Origin of the sequence: Cronobacter muytjensii ATCC 51329, from assembly GCF_001277195.1 — a bacterium.
In the GTDB taxonomy this organism is placed as follows: domain Bacteria; phylum Pseudomonadota; class Gammaproteobacteria; order Enterobacterales; family Enterobacteriaceae; genus Cronobacter; species Cronobacter muytjensii.
Genome location: NZ_CP012268.1, coordinates 723,335 through 741,130 on the forward strand (window position 1 = coordinate 723,335; position 17,796 = coordinate 741,130).

14 protein-coding genes are annotated in these 17,796 nt (G+C 59.9%); 11 read left to right on the forward strand and 3 right to left on the reverse strand.

Going from position 1 to position 17,796, the window contains the following annotated elements; translation table 11 throughout:
* Positions 1–194 precede the first annotated feature (194 nt).
* The 5 genes from purL to glnB all read left to right on the forward strand — a co-directional run bounded on the left by purL (position 195) and on the right by glnB (position 8,626).
* Entirely contained in the window at positions 195–4,085 is a 3,891-nt protein-coding gene (gene purL, locus AFK63_RS03435; protein ID WP_038861233.1) for a phosphoribosylformylglycinamidine synthase, read from the forward strand.
* A gap of 560 nt (positions 4,086–4,645) precedes the next feature.
* Entirely contained in the window at positions 4,646–6,082 is a 1,437-nt protein-coding gene (locus tag AFK63_RS03440) for a sensor histidine kinase (protein ID WP_038861237.1), read from the forward strand.
* Positions 6,079–6,855 (forward strand): two-component system QseEF-associated lipoprotein QseG, encoded by a 777-nt coding sequence (gene qseG / locus AFK63_RS03445; RefSeq protein ID WP_038861239.1) that lies wholly within the window; start codon positions 6,079–6,081, stop codon positions 6,853–6,855. Before AFK63_RS03440 ends, qseG begins: the two co-directional genes overlap by 4 nt.
* Positions 6,852–8,189 carry a two-component system response regulator GlrR gene (glrR, locus tag AFK63_RS03450; RefSeq protein WP_038861242.1) on the forward strand — a complete coding sequence of 446 codons (1,338 nt, stop codon included), beginning with the start codon at positions 6,852–6,854 and terminating at the stop codon, positions 8,187–8,189. The genes qseG and glrR overlap by 4 nt, the downstream gene beginning before the upstream one ends.
* A 98-nt stretch (positions 8,190–8,287) precedes the next feature.
* Positions 8,288–8,626, forward strand: a complete 339-nt coding sequence (gene glnB, locus AFK63_RS03455; RefSeq protein ID WP_002438074.1) for a nitrogen regulatory protein P-II — start codon at positions 8,288–8,290, stop codon at positions 8,624–8,626.
* Between the two features lie 202 nt (positions 8,627–8,828).
* Here glnB and hmpA read toward each other — a convergent pair whose 3' ends face one another.
* On the reverse strand, positions 8,829–10,019 hold the full coding sequence (gene hmpA / locus AFK63_RS03460; protein ID WP_038861246.1) for an NO-inducible flavohemoprotein: 1,191 nt from the start codon (positions 10,017–10,019) through the stop codon (positions 8,829–8,831).
* A 325-nt stretch (positions 10,020–10,344) separates the two neighbouring features.
* Between hmpA and glyA the strand changes: the two genes are divergently transcribed.
* The 4 genes from glyA (at position 10,345) to AFK63_RS03480 (ending at position 13,728) form a co-directional block, all read left to right on the forward strand.
* Entirely contained in the window at positions 10,345–11,598 is a 1,254-nt protein-coding gene (gene glyA / locus AFK63_RS03465; RefSeq protein ID WP_038861249.1) for a serine hydroxymethyltransferase, read from the forward strand.
* Between the two features lie 69 nt (positions 11,599–11,667).
* Positions 11,668–12,030, forward strand: a complete 363-nt coding sequence (locus AFK63_RS03470) for a MerR family transcriptional regulator (RefSeq protein ID WP_038861251.1) — start codon at positions 11,668–11,670, stop codon at positions 12,028–12,030.
* A gap of 55 nt (positions 12,031–12,085) precedes the next feature.
* Positions 12,086–12,463 (forward strand): carboxymuconolactone decarboxylase family protein, encoded by a 378-nt coding sequence (locus AFK63_RS03475; protein WP_038861252.1) that lies wholly within the window; start codon positions 12,086–12,088, stop codon positions 12,461–12,463.
* A 125-nt stretch (positions 12,464–12,588) separates the two neighbouring features.
* A complete protein-coding gene (locus tag AFK63_RS03480; protein ID WP_038861253.1) occupies positions 12,589–13,728 on the forward strand; it encodes a 3-phenylpropionate MFS transporter in 1,140 nt (379 codons plus the stop codon).
* On the opposite strand, the gene csiE is transcribed toward AFK63_RS03480, so the two are convergent.
* A complete protein-coding gene (csiE, locus tag AFK63_RS03485) occupies positions 13,725–15,005 on the reverse strand; it encodes a stationary phase inducible protein CsiE (protein ID WP_038861254.1) in 1,281 nt (426 codons plus the stop codon). The genes AFK63_RS03480 and csiE overlap by 4 nt on opposite strands.
* Before the next feature lie 125 nt (positions 15,006–15,130).
* On the opposite strand from csiE, the gene AFK63_RS03490 reads away from it, so the two are divergent.
* Together AFK63_RS03490 and AFK63_RS03495 are read left to right on the forward strand one after the other, a co-directional pair.
* Positions 15,131–15,778, forward strand: a complete 648-nt coding sequence (locus AFK63_RS03490) for a DUF1007 family protein (RefSeq protein ID WP_038861256.1) — start codon at positions 15,131–15,133, stop codon at positions 15,776–15,778.
* Positions 15,769–16,746: a nickel/cobalt transporter gene (locus tag AFK63_RS03495; RefSeq protein WP_038861263.1), complete on the forward strand. Its 978-nt coding sequence runs from the start codon at positions 15,769–15,771 to the stop codon at positions 16,744–16,746. The genes AFK63_RS03490 and AFK63_RS03495 overlap by 10 nt, the downstream gene beginning before the upstream one ends.
* Positions 16,747–16,946: 200 nt before the next feature.
* Here AFK63_RS03495 and suhB read toward each other — a convergent pair whose 3' ends face one another.
* A complete protein-coding gene (gene suhB / locus AFK63_RS03500; protein ID WP_007751384.1) occupies positions 16,947–17,750 on the reverse strand; it encodes an inositol-1-monophosphatase in 804 nt (267 codons plus the stop codon).
* Positions 17,751–17,796 lie beyond the last annotated feature (46 nt).

Sequence of the window (17,796 nt, forward strand, 5' to 3'; positions counted from 1 at the left end):
AGCGGCATTTTGCGCAACAAAGCGACACTTGGCAACTAATTAGAGGAATTGGTCACACCAAACGTTAACGCGACGGTGGGATTTTATTTCTACGCAAACGGTTTCGTCAGCGCGCCGGATTCTCTATAATGACGCCCGTTTTCCCCCTTGCGCCCACTGAGGTGCCCTCCGGCGCTTCGAAGACGAGAGACTTGATGATGGAAATTCTGCGTGGTTCGCCCGCTCTGTCGGCATTTCGTATTAACAAACTGCTGGCTCGTTTCAAAGACGCTCACCTCCCGGTGAAAACCATTTATGCCGAGTATGTTCATTTTGCTGACCTCGCCGCACCGCTGAATGCCGAAGAGCACGCGCGCCTTGAGCGCCTGCTGAAATATGGGCCGAGCCTTGCGGGCCATGCTCCGTCCGGACGCCTGCTGCTGGTCACGCCGCGTCCCGGCACCATCTCTCCCTGGTCCTCTAAAGCGACAGATATCGCCCACAACTGCGGGCTCAGTCAGATTAAACGCCTGGAGCGCGGCGTGGCGTACTACATTGACGCCGACGCGACGGCGGGCGATGACGCCTGGCAGCAGATAGCGGCGGTGCTGCACGACCGCATGATGGAGAGCGTCTTCGGCGCGCTGGAAGAGGCGGCGCAACTGTTTTCGCATCATGAGCCCGCGCCGGTGCAGAGCGTGGATCTGCTGGGACAGGGCCGTCATGCGCTGGCCGACGCCAACGTACGTCTGGGGCTGGCGCTGGCGGAAGATGAAATCGACTACCTGCACGACGCGTTCACCCGCCTGGGGCGCAACCCGAATGACATCGAGCTCTATATGTTCGCGCAGGCCAACTCCGAACACTGCCGCCACAAAATTTTCAACGCCGACTGGGTTATCGACGGCGAAAAACAGCCGAAATCGCTGTTTAAGATGATCAAAAACACGTTCGAGAAGACGCCGAACTTCGTGCTCTCCGCCTATAAAGACAATGCGGCGGTCATGGAAGGCTCCTCGGTGGGGCGTTTCTACGCCGACCATGAGGCGGGCCGCTACGCCTTCCATCAGGAGCCGGCGCACATCCTGATGAAAGTGGAAACGCATAACCACCCCACCGCCATTTCGCCGTGGCCGGGCGCCGCGACGGGCTCCGGCGGCGAAATCCGCGACGAAGGCGCGACGGGGCGCGGCGCGAAGCCGAAAGCGGGCCTGGTGGGTTTTTCCGTCTCGAACCTGCGTATCCCGGGCTTTGAACAGCCGTGGGAAGAGGATTTCGGCAAGCCGGATCGCATCGTCACCGCGCTCGACATTATGACCGACGGCCCGCTTGGCGGCGCGGCGTTCAACAACGAATTTGGCCGCCCGGCGCTGAACGGCTATTTCCGTACTTATGAAGAGAAAGTGGCGAGCCACAACGGCGAAGAGCTGCGCGGCTATCACAAGCCGATTATGCTCGCGGGCGGCATCGGCAACATCCGCGCCGACCACGTGCAGAAAGGTGACATTCCGCCAGGGGCTAAGCTGATTGTGCTTGGCGGCCCGGCAATGAATATCGGCCTCGGCGGCGGCGCGGCGTCCTCTATGGCGTCCGGCCAGTCCGACGCCGATCTCGATTTCGCCTCGGTACAGCGCGATAACCCGGAAATGGAGCGCCGCTGTCAGGAGGTCATCGACCGCTGCTGGCAGCTGGGCGAGGCCAACCCGATCCTCTTTATTCATGACGTCGGCGCGGGCGGTCTTTCTAACGCCATGCCGGAGCTGGTGAGTGACGGCGGCCGCGGCGGGCGCTTTGAACTGCGCGATATTTTAAGCGACGAGCCGGGCATGAGCCCGCTGGAAGTCTGGTGTAACGAGTCCCAGGAGCGTTACGTCCTGGCTGTGGCTCCGGAGCAACTGGCGCTGTTCGACGAACTTTGCCGCCGCGAGCGCGCGCCTTACGCCGTCATTGGCGAGGCGACCGAAGAGCTGCATCTGACGCTCAACGACAGCCACTTCGACAACCAGCCGGTGGATATGCCGCTCGACGTACTGCTCGGCAAAACGCCGAAAATGACGCGCGATGTCACCCGCCTGCAGGCGGCGGGTCAGCCGTTTGACCGCACCGGCATTACGCTTGCCGACGCGGTTAAACGTGTATTGCACCTGCCGACCGTTGCCGAAAAAACCTTCCTTGTGACGATTGGCGATCGCACCGTGACCGGCATGGTGGCGCGCGATCAGATGGTCGGCCCGTGGCAGGTGCCGGTGGCCAACTGCGCGGTGACCACCGCAAGCCTCGACAGCTACTACGGTGAAGCGATGGCAATGGGCGAACGTGCGCCGGTGGCGCTGCTGGACTTCGCCGCCTCCGCTCGCCTGGCGGTGGGTGAAGCGCTCACTAACATCGCGGCGACGCAGATCGGTGATATCAAACGCCTGAAACTTTCCGCTAACTGGATGGCGGCGGCAGGGCACCCGGGCGAAGACGCCGGTCTCTACGAGGCGGTGAAAGCGGTCGGCGAAGAGCTTTGTCCGCAGCTGGGCCTGACCATTCCGGTCGGCAAAGATTCGATGTCGATGAAAACCCGCTGGCAGCAGAATGGCGAGCAGCGCGAGATGACCTCGCCGCTGTCGCTGGTCATCTCGGCGTTCGCCCGCGTGGAAGACGTGCGCCGCACCGTGACGCCGGAACTGACCACCGAAGATAACGCGCTGCTGTTTATCGATCTTGGCAACGGCCACCACGCGCTGGGCGCGACGGCGCTCGCGCAGGTTTATCGTCAGCTTGGCGATACGCCAGCCGACGTGCGCGACGCCGGTCAGCTGAAATGCTTCTATGACGCCATTCAGGCGCTGGTGGCGCAGCGTAAACTGCTGGCCTACCACGACCGCTCCGACGGCGGCCTGCTGGTGACGCTCGCTGAGATGGCGTTCGCGGGCCACTGCGGCATTGAAGCGGATATCGCGGCGCTGGGCGACGACGCGCTGGCAGCCCTCTTTAACGAAGAGCTCGGCGCGGTTATCCAGATTGCCGCCGCCGAGCGCGAGCAGGTAGAGCGCGTGCTGAAAGATCACGGTCTGGGCGAGTGTACGCACTACCTCGGCAAGGCGGTGGCGGGGGATCGTTTCACCCTGACTGCGGGTGATAACCTGGTGTACAGCGAAAGCCGCACCCAGCTTCGCATGTGGTGGGCGGAAACCACCTGGCAGATGCAGCGCCTGCGCGATAACCCGGAGTGCGCCGATCAGGAGCATCAGGCGAAAGCCAATGACAGCGATCCGGGCCTGAACGTCAAACTGACTTTCGACATTAAAGAAGATATCGCGGCGCCGTTTATCGCGACCGGCGCGCGCCCGAAAGTGGCGGTGCTGCGCGAGCAGGGCGTGAACTCCCACGTGGAGATGGCGGCGGCATTTCACCGTGCGGGCTTCGAAGCCATCGACGTGCATATGAGCGATCTGCTCGCCGGTCGTCGCGGCCTCGGCGATTTCCATACGCTGGTGGCGTGCGGCGGCTTCTCTTACGGCGACGTGCTGGGCGCGGGCGAGGGCTGGGCGAAATCCATTCTCTTTAACGACCGCGTGCGCGACGAGTTCACCGAGTTCTTCCACCGTCCGCAGACGCTGGCGCTCGGCGTCTGTAACGGTTGCCAGATGATGTCTAACCTGCGTGAGCTTATTCCCGGCAGCGAGCTGTGGCCGCGCTTCGTGCGTAACCAGTCTGACCGCTTTGAGGCGCGCTTTAGCCTGGTGGAAGTGACCGCCAGTCCGTCGCTGCTGCTGGACGGCATGACCGGCTCCCATATGCCGATTGCGGTTTCTCACGGCGAAGGCCGCGTGGAAGTACGCGACGCCGCGCATCTGGCGGCGCTGGAGAGCAAAGGTCTGGTGGCGCTGCGCTACATTGACAATTTCGGCGCGGTGACGGAAACCTACCCGGCCAACCCGAACGGCTCGCCGAATGGTATTACTGCCGTTACGACCGAAAGCGGGCGCGTCACTATCATGATGCCGCACCCGGAACGCGTATTCCGCACCGTGGCGAACTCCTGGCACCCGGCGAACTGGGGCGAGGACAGCCCGTGGATGCGTATTTTCCGCAACGCGCGCAAGCAGCTCGGTTAACCTTTACCAAGGCCTCGCAAGAGGCCTTTTTCTTTGGGCTCTCCGGCAACAGCGTTTGATTCCGACAGGTGTCGGTAAATTGCGACAGCCGCAGAACAGGGGTGTCGCCAGTTTGCGACATTTAACTCTTTGATTTTTATGGGGGCTAAAAATCTTCCCGGTAAGTGTTGGTTTTTAGCGACACTCAGGCGAAAAATAGCGCAAATTTATGACGCGCTTCATATATTTAAAGTTGTTATATTACATTGACTTATGATTTATGTGGTAAAGCTGGCACGGTTACTGCATAATATCACTCAGTGGCTCATTCACCTTCTTATGTCAGCCCCATAGCGAGCGCTACATAAACCTCGAATGACGCACTCAAAGGTGCCTGCCGTCCAACTGCTGATCATAGCGCTGCTATTTCAGAACCCGGGCGACACGTTGAGTAAGGCACCGCCTGATTCCATCACAAAGGCAGGGTTAACCCCCTGCCTTTGTTGTTTTTTGCGTTTGGCTTTGCACAAGCGCGGCTCTCGGTTAGCATCGGACTTTTGTAACCACTCCGGGATAACGCTGTGAAACGCTGGCCCGCTTTTCCCCGCTCGCTTCGCCAACTGGTCATGATGGCCTTTTTACTGGTGATGGTGCCGCTGCTGTTTCTCGCCTGGCAGGCGTGGCAGAGCCTTAACACGTTAAGCGCCCAGGCGGCGCAAACCAACACGCTCACCCAGATGGACGCCCGGCGCAGCGAGGCGATGACCAATATCGCGCTCGAAATGGAGCGCAGCTATCGCCAGTACTGCGTGCTGGACGATCTCACGCTCGCGAAAGTGTATGAAAGTCAGCGCCAGCGCTACTCCCGAATGCTGGAAGCGCAGGCAAGCGTGTTGCCGGACGCCCGCCTCTATAAAGCCCTGCGCCAGAGCCTGGTGGAGCTGGCGCAGTTGCAATGCCAGAACAGCGGCCCGAAGCCGGACGCCGCGGCGGGCCTTGAAGCCTTTGCCGATACCAACACCCGGCTGGTGCAGGCCACCCGCGCCGTGATTTACGCCCGCGGCCAGCAGCTCCAGCAGGAAATCGCCGCGCGCGGTCAGCTTTTTGGCTGGCAGGCGCTGGCGCTGTTTCTGGCGAGCCTCGCGCTGGTACTGCTCTTTACCCGCATGATTATCGGCCCGGTGAAGGGCATTGAACGGATGATCAACCGGCTGGGGGAGGGCAAATCGCCTGGCGCCACGATAATGTTCAAAGGCCCGCGCGAGCTGCGCTCGGTGGGGCAGCGGATTATCTGGTTAAGCGAACGCCTCGCGTGGCTGGAGTCCCAGCGGCACCAGTTTCTGCGCCATATCTCTCATGAATTAAAAACACCGCTCGCCAGCATGCGCGAGGGCACTGAACTGCTGGCCGATGAGGTCGTCGGGCCGCTCACCGCGGAGCAGCGCGAAGTGGTGGAAATTCTTGATACCAGCAGCCGCAATCTGCAAACGCTCATAGAGCAACTTCTTGATTACAACCGTAAACTCGCGGGCGGGGCGGTAGAGCTGGAGAAGGTCGAGCTCAAACCGCTGGTGGATATCGTAATGGCCTCACACAGTCTCCCGGCGCGGGCTAAAATGATGCATACCGAGGTGTCGCTCGCTGACGCTGACTGTCTGGCGGAGCCGATGCTACTGATGAGCGTGCTGGATAATCTCTATTCCAATGCGGTGCACTACGGGCGCGAATCCGGTACCATTTATCTGCGAAGCCGCCGTCAGGGCAATACGCTATGTATTGAGGTGGCGAATACCGGTACGCCCATTCCTGAGGCGGAGCGGGAAATGATTTTCGAGCCCTTTTATCAGGGAAGCCATCAACGTAAAGGGGCGGTGAAAGGCAGCGGCCTGGGCTTAAGTATTGCTCAGGATTGCATCCGACGTATGCACGGCGAACTGCGGCTGGTCGAGGATGAAACGACCGACGTCTGTTTTCGCATTGAATTACCGCTCTTTGACCCGGAACGACTAAAAAAATGAATTCACGTCTGGTAAGCGCATGGCGCAGCCTGCGCGCGCGCGGCACAACCTCTTTCTCTCTTCGCAGGCTGGCATGCTCGGCGCTGTTGCCCTGCCTGTTAGCAGGCTGCGTACAGAGCCCGGTCTCCAGTAACATCAAACAACACCGCGACCCCAAACTGCCGGAACAGCAGCTGGCGGATTTCCTGTTCACCGACTGTTCAGGTATCTGGCAGCTCTCTGGTCAGAGTGTCGAAAGCAACCCGCTGTTCTGGCTGCGCGGCATGGACTGCGCCGAGCGGCTGGCGCCCGCCGAGGCGCGCGCCCAGGCGCGCCGCTTCCCCGATGAAACCTGGCAGCACGCCTTCCGGCGCGGCATTTTACTGGCGAATGCGCGTATTACACCCGCCGAGCGTCGCAATTATCTCACCACGCTTAGCGCTACCGCCGGCGAAATTCCGGCGCATGTGCGTCCGCTGTATGAAGCTTGGCGCGACGGCCAGGCGGCGCAGCTGGCGTTGTCGGAAGAGCGCGGGCGCTACAGCAAGCTTCAGCAAAGCGCCGACAGCGAACTTGACGCCCTGCGCGAGCAGCAGCGCCACCTGCGCAGCCAGCTTGAACTCACGACCCGTAAGCTTGAAAACCTGACGGATATTGAACGCCAGCTCTCCACGCGCAAAAGCGCAGGCGGCTATATTCAGGACAGCAGCCACAACCCGGACGGCACCGAAAAAGAAAATGCGGCACCGACCGGAAAAGATACCGCGCCCGCGCAGGAGGAGACCAGGCCATGACACAGCATAAACCCGCGCGCCTGTTACTGGTCGATGACGATCCGGGCTTGCTGAAACTGTTGGGGCTGCGCCTGACCAGTGAAGGATTTACGGTCGAGACCGCTGAGAGCGGCCATGAGGGGCTGCGTATTTTAGGGCGCGAGAAAATCGATCTGGTCATCAGCGATCTGCGTATGGATGAAATGGACGGCATGCAGCTTTTCGCCGAGATCCAAAAGCTCCAGCCGGGAATGCCGGTGATCATTCTCACCGCTCACGGCTCCATCCCCGATGCGGTGGCCGCGACCCAGCAGGGCGTATTCAGTTTCCTCACCAAGCCGGTGGATAAAGACGCTCTCTATAAAGCCATCGACGACGCGCTGGCGCACGCTGCGCCCGCGGGCGACGAGAAGTGGCGCGAGAGCATCGTTACCCGCAGCCCGGCGATGCTGCGTCTGCTGGAGCAGGCGCACATGGTGGCGCAGTCGGATGTCAGCGTGCTTATCAACGGCCAGAGCGGCACCGGCAAGGAGATCCTGGCGCAGGCTATCCATAACGCCAGCCCGCGCGCCAAAAATGCGTTTATCGCCATCAACTGCGGCGCGCTGCCGGAACAACTGCTGGAATCAGAGCTGTTCGGCCATGCACGCGGCGCCTTCACCGGCGCGGTAAGCAGCCGTGAAGGGCTGTTCCAGGCGGCGGAGGGCGGTACGCTGTTTCTTGATGAGATTGGCGATATGCCCGTGCCGTTGCAGGTGAAGCTGCTGCGCGTTCTTCAGGAGCGCAAGGTACGCCCGCTCGGCAGTAACCGCGATATCGATATCAACGTGCGGATTATCTCCGCCACCCACCGCGACCTGCCGAAGGCGATGGCGCGCGGCGAATTCCGCGAAGATCTCTTTTATCGTCTTAACGTCGTGAACCTGAAAATTCCGGCGTTGCAGGAGCGCGCGGAGGATATTCCGCTACTGGCGACACACCTGCTGCGTCAGGCGGCGGACCGGCATAAACCGTTTGTGCGCAGTTTCTCCACCGACGCGATGAAGCGCCTGATGACGGCAAGCTGGCCGGGCAATGTACGCCAGCTGGTCAACGTGATTGAGCAGTGCGTGGCGCTGACCTCCGCGCCGGTTATCAGCGACGCGCTGGTTGAGCAGGCGCTGGAAGGCGAAAACACGGTGCTGCCGACGTTCGTCGAGGCGCGCAATCAGTTTGAACTCAACTATCTGCGCAAGCTGCTGCAAATCACCAAAGGCAACGTCACCCACGCCGCGCGTATGGCGGGGCGCAACCGCACCGAATTCTATAAGCTGCTGGCCCGTCATGAGCTTGAGGCGAATGATTTTAAAGAGTAGTTTTTGATGCCCAAACCGCCGCAAGGTATGGTAATTTGAGCAACCGATTACGCGAATTGAATCGCCGTGCAGGCGCTGGCAGGAATTAAGGATCCACCATGAAAAAGATTGATGCGATTATTAAACCCTTCAAACTCGATGATGTGCGTGAAGCGCTGGCGGAAGTCGGGATCACCGGGATGACGGTGACTGAGGTCAAGGGGTTTGGTCGTCAGAAAGGCCATACTGAGCTCTATCGCGGCGCGGAATATATGGTGGATTTCCTGCCGAAAGTGAAAATTGAAATCGTGGTGACCGACGATATCGTCGATACCTGCGTGGATACGATTATCCGCACCGCCCAGACCGGTAAAATCGGCGACGGTAAGATTTTCGTTTTCGACGTGGCGCGCGTGGTGCGTATCCGTACCGGTGAAGAAGACGACGCCGCGATTTAACCGCTGGGTTGCGCGTGATAAACAAAAAGCAGGTCGCGATGACCTGCTTTTTTTGTGCCGGTTGAGTGATAAAGAGGGGGCGCTTAGCCACTCTAAAAGCGAACCCCTTGCAGGGGGCGCAGGCGGGTAAGCAAAGCGCACCCGCTTTGATAAATCTACCCGCGGTCGCAAGCCTACCCGCCATCACCACTCCACCTGCCGCTTACAGCACCTTATGCGGGCCGAAACATTCGTAATGGATATTCTCTTTATTCACGCCGAGGCTCACCAGCTGTTCAGCGGCGAACTGCATAAATTTCACCGGGCCGCAGACGTAAAACTGCATGCCGGGCGCGGTCACGTCTGCTTTACGATCGTGCAGCGCCATCAACCCTTCGCTGTTATAACGGCCCGCGCTGCGATCGGCGTCGCTCGGCACACGATACCAGACGTGACTGGTAAAGCGGGGGAGCGCGGCTCCTCGTTGCGCCACTTCATCGGTAAACGCATGCACATCGCCGCTTTCCGCCGCGTGATACCAGTTCACCTGCGCCGGATGCTGCGCACTGGCAAGCGTATCCAGCATCGCCAGCAGCGGCGTCTGACCGACGCCAGCGGAGATTAGCGTCACCGGCGTTTGCGGGTCGACCTGCATAAAGAAATCGCCGGCGGGCGCGGCAAGCGCAATCACGTCGCCCGGCTGCGCATGCTGGTGCAGCCAGTTCGACACCTGGCCTTCGCCTTCGCGTTTCACCGCGATGCGATAGCTTTTGCCGTTCGGCTTGCGGGTAAGCGAATATTGACGAATTTCCTGATGCGCGAACCCTGCAGGTTTGATCCACACGGCAGTGTATTGACCTGGCAGATAATCGGCCACCGGGCCGCCATCAACCGGCTCCAGCTCAAAGCTCGTCACAATCGCGCTCTGCGGCGTTTTGCTGACAATACGGAACGGGCGGGTGCCTTCCCAGCCGCCGGTTTTCTGCGCGTTGCTCTGGTAAATCTCCGCTTCGCGGTTGATAAACACGCCCGCTAACACGCCATACGCTTTGCCCCACGCGTCCAGCACTTCCTGGCCCGGGCTGAACATCTCATCAAGCGTCGCCAGCAGATGCTCGCCGACGATGTTGTACTGCTCGGGTTTAATATGAAAGCTGGTGTGCTTTTGGGCGATTTTCTCCACCGCAGGCAGCAGGGCGGCGAGGTTTTCAATATTGGTCGCATAGGCGCAAATGGCGTTAAACAGCGCTTCACGCTGATCGCCGTTGCGCTGGTTGCTCATATTGAAAATCTCTTTCAGCTCCGGGTTATGGGTGAACATGCGGTCATAAAAATGCGCGGTCAGTTTCGGGCCGGTCTGCGCCAGCAGCGGAATGGTGGATTTCACGACGGCGATGGTTTGACTATCCAGCATGGTTGCTTCCTTCCAGATTTTTATAAAGTGTATTTTAAATGCATCTTATGAAAAATAACTGCACGTTGCAAAGGGTTTTAGCCGTGCCTTCGACGCGGCTCACACTGGATGAAAAAAGGACAGGTTGATGATGAAAATATATCGTGCGTACCGCCCTTGTGCTTAATCGTTCAAACCCTTGCGCCACGCCATGCCAAACGTTTGCGTAAAAAGCTGTGTCAAGACCTATCTTCACGTTGCCAATCGGTTTACACTGTTGCCCGTCGCCCAAAAGGGCACCTTACTTGCAGTACCTTTTTATTGTCAGCTGAGTCAGGAGATGCGGATGTTAAAGCGTGAAATGAACATTGCCGATTATGATGCCGAACTGTGGCAGGCTATGGAGCAGGAGAAAGTACGTCAGGAAGAGCACATCGAACTGATCGCCTCCGAAAACTACACCAGCCCGCGCGTCATGCAGGCTCAGGGCTCTCAGCTGACCAACAAATATGCCGAAGGCTATCCGGGCAAGCGCTACTACGGCGGTTGCGAATATGTGGATATCGTCGAACAGCTGGCTATCGACCGCGCGAAAGCACTGTTTGGCGCGGATTACGCCAACGTCCAGCCGCACTCTGGTTCTCAGGCGAACTTTGCGGTTTACACCGCGCTGCTGCAACCGGGTGATACCGTGCTGGGGATGAACCTGGCGCAGGGCGGCCACCTGACGCACGGCTCCCCGGTCAACTTCTCCGGTAAGCTCTACAACATCATCCCTTACGGTATCGATGAAACCGGTAAAATTGACTACGAAGATATGGCGAAGCAGGCGCAGACCCATAAACCGAAGATGATCATCGGCGGCTTCTCTGCGTACTCCGGCATCGTTGACTGGGCAAAAATGCGTGAAATCGCTGACAGCATCGGCGCATACCTGTTCGTTGACATGGCCCACGTGGCGGGTCTGATTGCCGCTGGCGTTTATCCGAACCCGGTTCCGCACGCGCATGTGGTTACCACGACGACCCATAAAACCCTGGCGGGCCCGCGCGGCGGTCTGATCCTTGCCAAAGGCGGCAGCGAAGAGCTGTACAAAAAACTGAACTCTGCCGTATTCCCGAGCGCGCAGGGGGGCCCGCTGATGCACGTTATCGCGGCGAAAGCGGTCGCGCTGAAAGAGGCGATGGAGCCGGAGTTCAAAACCTACCAGCAGCAGGTTGCGAAAAACGCCAAAGCGATGGTGGAAGTGTTCCTGAATCGTGGCTACAAAGTGGTGTCCGGCGGTACTGAAAACCACCTGTTCCTGCTGGATCTGGTGGATAAAAACCTGACCGGTAAAGACGCTGACGCAGCCCTCGGCCGCGCCAACATTACTGTGAACAAAAACAGCGTGCCGAACGATCCGAAGAGCCCGTTCGTCACTTCCGGTATCCGTATCGGTTCGCCGTCTGTGACCCGCCGCGGCTTTAAAGAAGCGGAAGTCAAAGAGCTGGCAGGCTGGATGTGCGACATTCTGGATAACATCCATGACGACGCGGTGATTGAGCGCGTTAAAGGTAAAGTGCTGGATATCTGCGCACGCTTCCCGGTTTACGCGTAAGCGTTCACTGCCGCATAAAGGCCGCCTCGCGCGGCCTTTTTTTATGGGCTCATCACACAGGATACCGCCATGCGCATACAGGAATTCTCGACGCTGACCGGGCTTGGCGTTCATACGCTGCGCTATTACGAAAAGCTCGGGCTGCTGATACCGGCGCGCAACGCCAGCGGGCATCGCGACTATCGCCGTGGCGATCTCGACTGGGCGGCGTTTATCACACGCCTCAAGGAAACCGATATGCCGCTTGCGGCTATCCAGCGTTACGCGCGGCTGCGCGCGCAGGGAGAGACGACCGCCGCTGAGCGGCGAGAACTCCTGGCGGAACACGCCCTGCGGCTGGAGGCGCGGCTGGCGCAGCAGGCCGATCATCTGGCGCGCCTGAAAGAGAAAATGGCGTATTACGACCAGACGCTGTTAAAAAACAGCGCTTGACCTGGAGTTAACTCGAAGCTTTACCGTTATCCGTATCACACAAAAGGAGAACGGTATGACTTCATCACGTTATGACACAGGGCTTGCGCGACTTGCGGAAATCGACGGCGCGGCAGGGCAGAATGTTATTAAAGCGCTGGCCGATATCGCCCCCGATCTTGGGCGCTACGTTATCGAGTTCGGCTTCGGGGATATCTACAGCAGGCCTGGGCTGTCGCTGAAAAGCCGGGAGCTTGCGACCGTCGCCGCGCTCACCGCGCTCGGCCATGCGCAACCACAACTGGCGGTGCATCTGCATGCGGCGCTGAACGTCGGCTGCACGCGCGAGGAGCTAATCGAAGTGATTATCCAGATGTCGCTGTATGCCGGTTTCCCGGCGGCGCTCAACGCCATGTTTACCGCCAAAGCGGTGTTTGCTGAAGCAGGCGTTTAACGCACGCCAGGCCGCTGCGGCGGCCTGATTTATCACCCGATGCGTAATGTTATGGCTTTGTTATGCATCACTTGCAACCCCCTGCCTTTCCCGCCAGACTAACGCCTCCAAAACGGGAGGGAATCATGGTTTTGCATTCCACGCGCTGGCTGGCGCTCAGCTATTTCACCTACTTCTTTAGCTACGGTATTTTTCTGCCCTTCTGGAGCGTCTGGCTCGCGGGCGTCGGCGTCGCGCCGGAAACCATCGGCCTGCTGCTAGGCTCGGGCCTCATTGCGCGCTTTCTCGGCAGCCTGCTGCTGGCTCCGCGTGTGAAAGATCCCTCCCGCTTAGTCTTCGCGCTGCGCCTGCTGGCGACGCTGACGCTGGTGTTCGCGCTCGGCTTCTGGTTCGGGCATCAGACTGCCTGGCTGTTTGTCATCCTGGTTGGCTTTAACCTCTTTTTCTCGCCGCTGGTGCCGCTCACCGACGCGCTGGCCGCCACCTGGCAGCGTCAGATAACGATGGATTACGGCCGCGTGCGGCTGTGGGGCTCGCTCGCGTTTGTGATTGGCTCAGCGCTCACTGGTAAACTGGTCAGCGCCTATGACTACCGGGCGATTCTGGCGCTGCTGTCGCTTGGCGTGGCGTCCATGCTTATCGGGATGCTGCTGAAGCCTTCCGTAATGCCGCAGGGTGAAGCGCGCCACAATGAGGCGGCGGGCTGGCCGGTCTGGCGCAAGCTGATAAGCGAAAACTGGCGCTTTCTCGCCTGCGTCAGCCTGTTGCAGGGCGCGCATGCCGCCTATTATGGCTTTAGCGCGATTTACTGGCAGGGGCAGGGCTATTCCGCGTCAGTGGTGGGGTATCTGTGGTCACTCGGCGTGGTGGCGGAAATTGTCATCTTCGCACTGAGTAAAAAACTTTTTGGCCGCTTTGGCGCGCGCGAACTGCTGCTGCTCTCCGGCGTGCTGGGGATTATCCGCTGGGGCCTGATGGGCTGGACGACCGCGCTGCCGTGGCTCATCGTGGCGCAGATCCTGCACTGCGGCAGCTTCTCCATCTGCCACCTGGCGGCGATGCGTTATATCGCCGCGCGCGAGGGCTCGGAAGTGATCCGGCTGCAGTCGGTCTACTCCGCTGTGGCGATGGGCGGCGGCATCGCGGTGATGACCGTCTTCGCAGGGTTCCTCTACCAGCACCTGGCGGGCGGTGTTTTCTGGGTGATGGCGCTGGTCGCGCTACCCGCGCTCTTCCTGCGCCCGAAAGTGGCGGCCCGCGCTTAGGCCTCCAGAATCTCCCGTATCCGCTGCTGCTGATGTTCGCCAAGCGGCAGCGTGGCGTGAATAAGCGGCGGCGAGAAGAGCGGCAGCGAGGTGGTGTAAGGCGTCACAATCAGCGCCACCTCTTTCGGCGCGCCTTCCTGCTGAAAGGTATGCAGCGTCAGATGCTTAATATTAAGCGGCAGCAGGGTCAGTTCCCGTAGCTGCTGCTCGATTTCCGCCTCAAGCGTCGCGTCGTTGCCGGTCAGCAGCAGCACCTGTTTTTCATGCAGATCCGTCTCCTGCATCAGCCACGCGCCGAAAATCACCGCCACCAGCCCCACTTCTTCATCGGAGAACGTCACCCGATACTCCTCTTCAAAGCGGTCAAACGCTTTGCGGGTGGTACGCATCAGCCGGGGATAAAGGCGGTTAATCTCTTCCGGCAGACTGTTGTCGATGCCAATGCCAAACAGGCTGCGATCGAGCGCCTGACACAGGTGGATATAGAGCTGATCCGCAAGCCCCTGTTCATCGCTGAACGCCATGCCGGAGAGTTCGCGAAAGCGCGCGATGAGCGAACCGACCGCGTGGCGCAGGCGATGATCTTCCGGATGCGCGTCGCGCAGCGGGTCGGGCGTGCGCAGCATCATAAACAGCAGCGCCAGGAAACAGTGTTCATTGACGTGCGGCGACTGGGCGACGCGGCGCTGCCAGTGACGCACGATCTCCTGAGCCGCCAGAAACTCCGCGCGGGCGCGCATCCAGAGCTGCTGCGGCTCGCTGAACTCCGGCGTCTGGCCGTAATGGTGCTGAATCAGGCAATATTGCAGGTAGAGGCGCAGGAACTGCACGTCGCGCGCTTCGAACTGGCGGTTTAGTCGCCGCGCGCAGAGGTTGACCAGCGCGTGTAAATTCGTATCGTCATACAGCGCCGTCGCAATGCCGTGCTGGCGCAGTTCGCTTTTCAGCGCAGGTGTGAAATGCTGCTGGATAAACTGCGGGCACAGGCGCAGCGCCCGGCGCAGCCAGTGCAGCAGGCAGAGGCGGCGGTCTAACGCCGTGCCTTCAATCCGGTAGCTGCCGTCCTGCTGGGTGATAATACTCAACCGGTGATATCGCTGGATCTCGTCGCCGGTTTCGGCAATGTCCTGTCGGGCGATGGCGCCGTCGACGCCATTAAGGCGACCTACGCTTTCCGGCGTGATGGTCTGGCCCGGCAGATAGAGCATTAAAAGTACCTGGCAGCGGCGCTGCGGACTGGAAAGCACAGATGGTGGAGGGCAGAGCAGAGTCATCATCCGTTTTGTCCAGTGAGTGAGGTTAATGCTAAGAATAGCTAAAGGATCGTTGAATGCCGTTCAGGGTGCGCAGTTTGATCGCGGAATTCTGGCTGGCTCACAGAATTTTTCGCCAGAGGAAGATAATGAGCGCACGTCTTTACCCGGTAATGGTGGCTGCGGCTTTAGTAACGCTGGTTCCCGCGCGACAGGTCGCGGCGCATCCGCACAGCTTTATCTCGTTGAAAACCGAGATTGTCAGCGAAGCGGGGCAGATAACTGCGCTTAAAATGCGCTGGAAAATGGATGAAATCACTTCAGCAGATCTACTGTATGACGCCGGGGACGCCGCGCCCGGATCGCCGGTATGGAAAAAACTGGCGGCGGAAGTGATGGCGAATGTTATCGGGCAGCACTATTTCACCGAGTTCTGGCATAACGGGCAGAAGGTGAAGTTCGCCGCCACGCCGCAGGCGTATGCGCTGGCGCGCGAAGGGCATCAGGCGGTGCTGACCTTTACGCTGCCGCTCGCCCATGCGCAAAACGTGGAAGGGGAGCGCTATACGTTCGCGACCTTCGACCCGACGTATTATGTAGCGATGAGTTACGATGCGCCGGGCGACGTGACGCTGGGGCAGGGGCTGCGCGAGCGCTGCAAAGTGGCGGTGAAAACGCCGCAGCCGGATGAATCGGTGCAGAACTTCGCGTTGTCGCTCGATAAAGCCGACGCGCCGCCGGAAGATATGGATTTAGGGAAACAATTCGCTCAACAGGTGACGTTGCAATGTCAGTAATTTCAACCCCGCTTGCCGCACGCCGCTGGACACACTTCTGGCCGCTGGCGCTGTTTGTGGTGCTGGCGCTGGTCGGTGGCCTCTGGCTGTGGCTGGAGTGGCCGCAGGTGCTCATGAAAAGCACCGTCTGGCAGCGCGAGATAAACCGCGAGATGAGCGCGCTGCTACAGCAGGTGGCGCAAAACCCGACGCGCGCCGGGGGCTCGCTGCTGCTGTTCAGCTTTGTCTATGGCGTGCTGCACGCGCTCGGGCCGGGTCATGGCAAAGTCGTGATCGCCACCTGGCTTGCCACGCACCCGTCGCGCCTGAAAACGAGCCTGCAACTGACCTTCGCTTCGTCGCTGTTGCAGGGGCTGGTGGCGATTGCGCTGGTGACGGTGGTGCTGTCGTTGCTGGCGCTGCCAGCAAGGCAACTGCATCTGAGCGGTTACTGGCTCGAAAAAGGCAGTTATCTGCTGGTGGGCGCGCTGGGGTTGCTACTCTGCTGGCGGGCGGGCAAAACGCTGCGTGGGCTGCTGCGTCGGCCCGTGTTTACCGCGTTTACGCCGCACCATACGCACAGCGCGACCTGCGGCTGCGGGCATCAGCATCTGCCGACGCCGGCCCAGCTTGAGCGCGGCGATGACTGGCGCGCGCGGTTGATGGTCGTACTTTCAATGGGGATGCGGCCGTGCTCCGGCGCGCTGATGGTGCTGCTGTTCAGCAAGGTGATCGGCGTGTTTGGCTGGGGCGTGGCGTCTGCGCTGGCCATGGCGACAGGAACATCGCTGACTATCTCGGCGATCGCGCTGTTTGTGCACAGCTTCCGCCGCCTGGCCGCCCGACTGGGCGGGCAGAAAACACCGCCGCTGTGGCGCCGGACCGGCGGGGCGACGCTCGCGCTCGCAGGCGGCGTGGTGTTGGTCGTCGCAGCGCTGGTGATGTGGCTAAGCGCCGCGCCCGTCGCGCAGGGGTTACGGCCGTTTTAAAGGTGGGGGCGAGGCTTTTGGGCGCTGGTGAGCGCGCTGCGCTTACCCACCCTACCTGTTTTGCGGGCAGGTATCAGGAGTAGGGCGGGTAAGCAAAGCGCACCCGCCATCCCACCAATCAAATCCATCCGCCATCCCAAATAAACAATAAAAAAGGCAGAGCGCTTTCGCGGCCTGCCTTTCTCGTACTTAAGAGCGGATTAACGCTTCAGCGCTTCGCTCAGCTCATCACGCATGTTGCCGAGCATCGCTTTCACGACGCGCGGGTTACCGGCGACGATGTTGCCGGTCATCATGTAATTGTGACCGCCCACGAAATCGCACACCAGGCCGCCGGCTTCACGCACCAGCAGCTCGCCTGCGGCGAAATCCCACGGTTTCAGGCCAATTTCAAAGTAACCGTCCACGCGGCCCGCGGCCACGTAGGCCAAATCGAGCGCGGCAGAGCCGGTACGGCGGAAATCGGCGCACTGGGTAAACAGTTTGGTCACAATGTTCATGTACGGCGTGGCGTGCTGTTTGGCTTTAAACGGGAAGCCGGTCGCCAGAATGGTGCCGTCCAGATCGCGAGCGGTGCTGCCGCGCAGGCGGTAGCCGTTCAGCTGTGCGCCCTGGCCGCGAACGGCGGTGAAGAGTTCGTTACGCATCGGATCGTAAACCACGGCGACTTCCGCACGGCCTTTGATACGTACAGCGATAGAAACCGCGAAGTGCGGGAGACGTTTAACGAAGTTGGTGGTGCCATCCAGCGGATCGATAACCCATTGAATATCTTGCTCGGTGCCGGCGTGTTCACCGCTTTCTTCGGTGATGATGGTGTGTTGCGGGTAGGACTGACGAATGGTGTCGATAATAATGCGCTCTGCGCCTTTATCCACGTTAGTCACAAAATCGTTGCTGCCTTTCTGGCTGGTCTCAACGGCGTCCGGGGTTTCGTAGTTTTTGGCGATAAAATTTCCGGCCTTGCGCGCAGCACGCACGGCGATGTTGAGCATCGGATGCATCAGGTTTCTCTCACTGGATGTTAAAGAACGGGAAAACGGCGCGGAG

Excerpts from the sequence above, each read along its gene's own strand:
- purL (WP_038861233.1), top strand. The coding sequence starts at position 195 with ATGATGGAAATTCTGCGTGGTTCGCCCGCTCTGTCGGCATTTCGTATT.
- qseG (WP_038861239.1), top strand. The coding sequence starts at position 6,079 with ATGAATTCACGTCTGGTAAGCGCATGGCGCAGCCTGCGCGCGCGCGGC.
- glrR (WP_038861242.1), top strand. The coding sequence starts at position 6,852 with ATGACACAGCATAAACCCGCGCGCCTGTTACTGGTCGATGACGATCCG.
- glnB (WP_002438074.1), top strand. The coding sequence starts at position 8,288 with ATGAAAAAGATTGATGCGATTATTAAACCCTTCAAACTCGATGATGTG.
- hmpA (WP_038861246.1), bottom strand. The coding sequence starts at position 10,019 with ATGCTGGATAGTCAAACCATCGCCGTCGTGAAATCCACCATTCCGCTG.
- glyA (WP_038861249.1), top strand. The coding sequence starts at position 10,345 with ATGTTAAAGCGTGAAATGAACATTGCCGATTATGATGCCGAACTGTGG.
- AFK63_RS03470 (WP_038861251.1), top strand. The coding sequence starts at position 11,668 with ATGCGCATACAGGAATTCTCGACGCTGACCGGGCTTGGCGTTCATACG.
- AFK63_RS03475 (WP_038861252.1), top strand. The coding sequence starts at position 12,086 with ATGACTTCATCACGTTATGACACAGGGCTTGCGCGACTTGCGGAAATC.
- AFK63_RS03480 (WP_038861253.1), top strand. The coding sequence starts at position 12,589 with ATGGTTTTGCATTCCACGCGCTGGCTGGCGCTCAGCTATTTCACCTAC.
- csiE (WP_038861254.1), bottom strand. The coding sequence starts at position 15,005 with ATGATGACTCTGCTCTGCCCTCCACCATCTGTGCTTTCCAGTCCGCAG.
- AFK63_RS03490 (WP_038861256.1), top strand. The coding sequence starts at position 15,131 with ATGAGCGCACGTCTTTACCCGGTAATGGTGGCTGCGGCTTTAGTAACG.
- AFK63_RS03495 (WP_038861263.1), top strand. The coding sequence starts at position 15,769 with ATGTCAGTAATTTCAACCCCGCTTGCCGCACGCCGCTGGACACACTTC.
- suhB (WP_007751384.1), bottom strand. The coding sequence starts at position 17,750 with ATGCATCCGATGCTCAACATCGCCGTGCGTGCTGCGCGCAAGGCCGGA.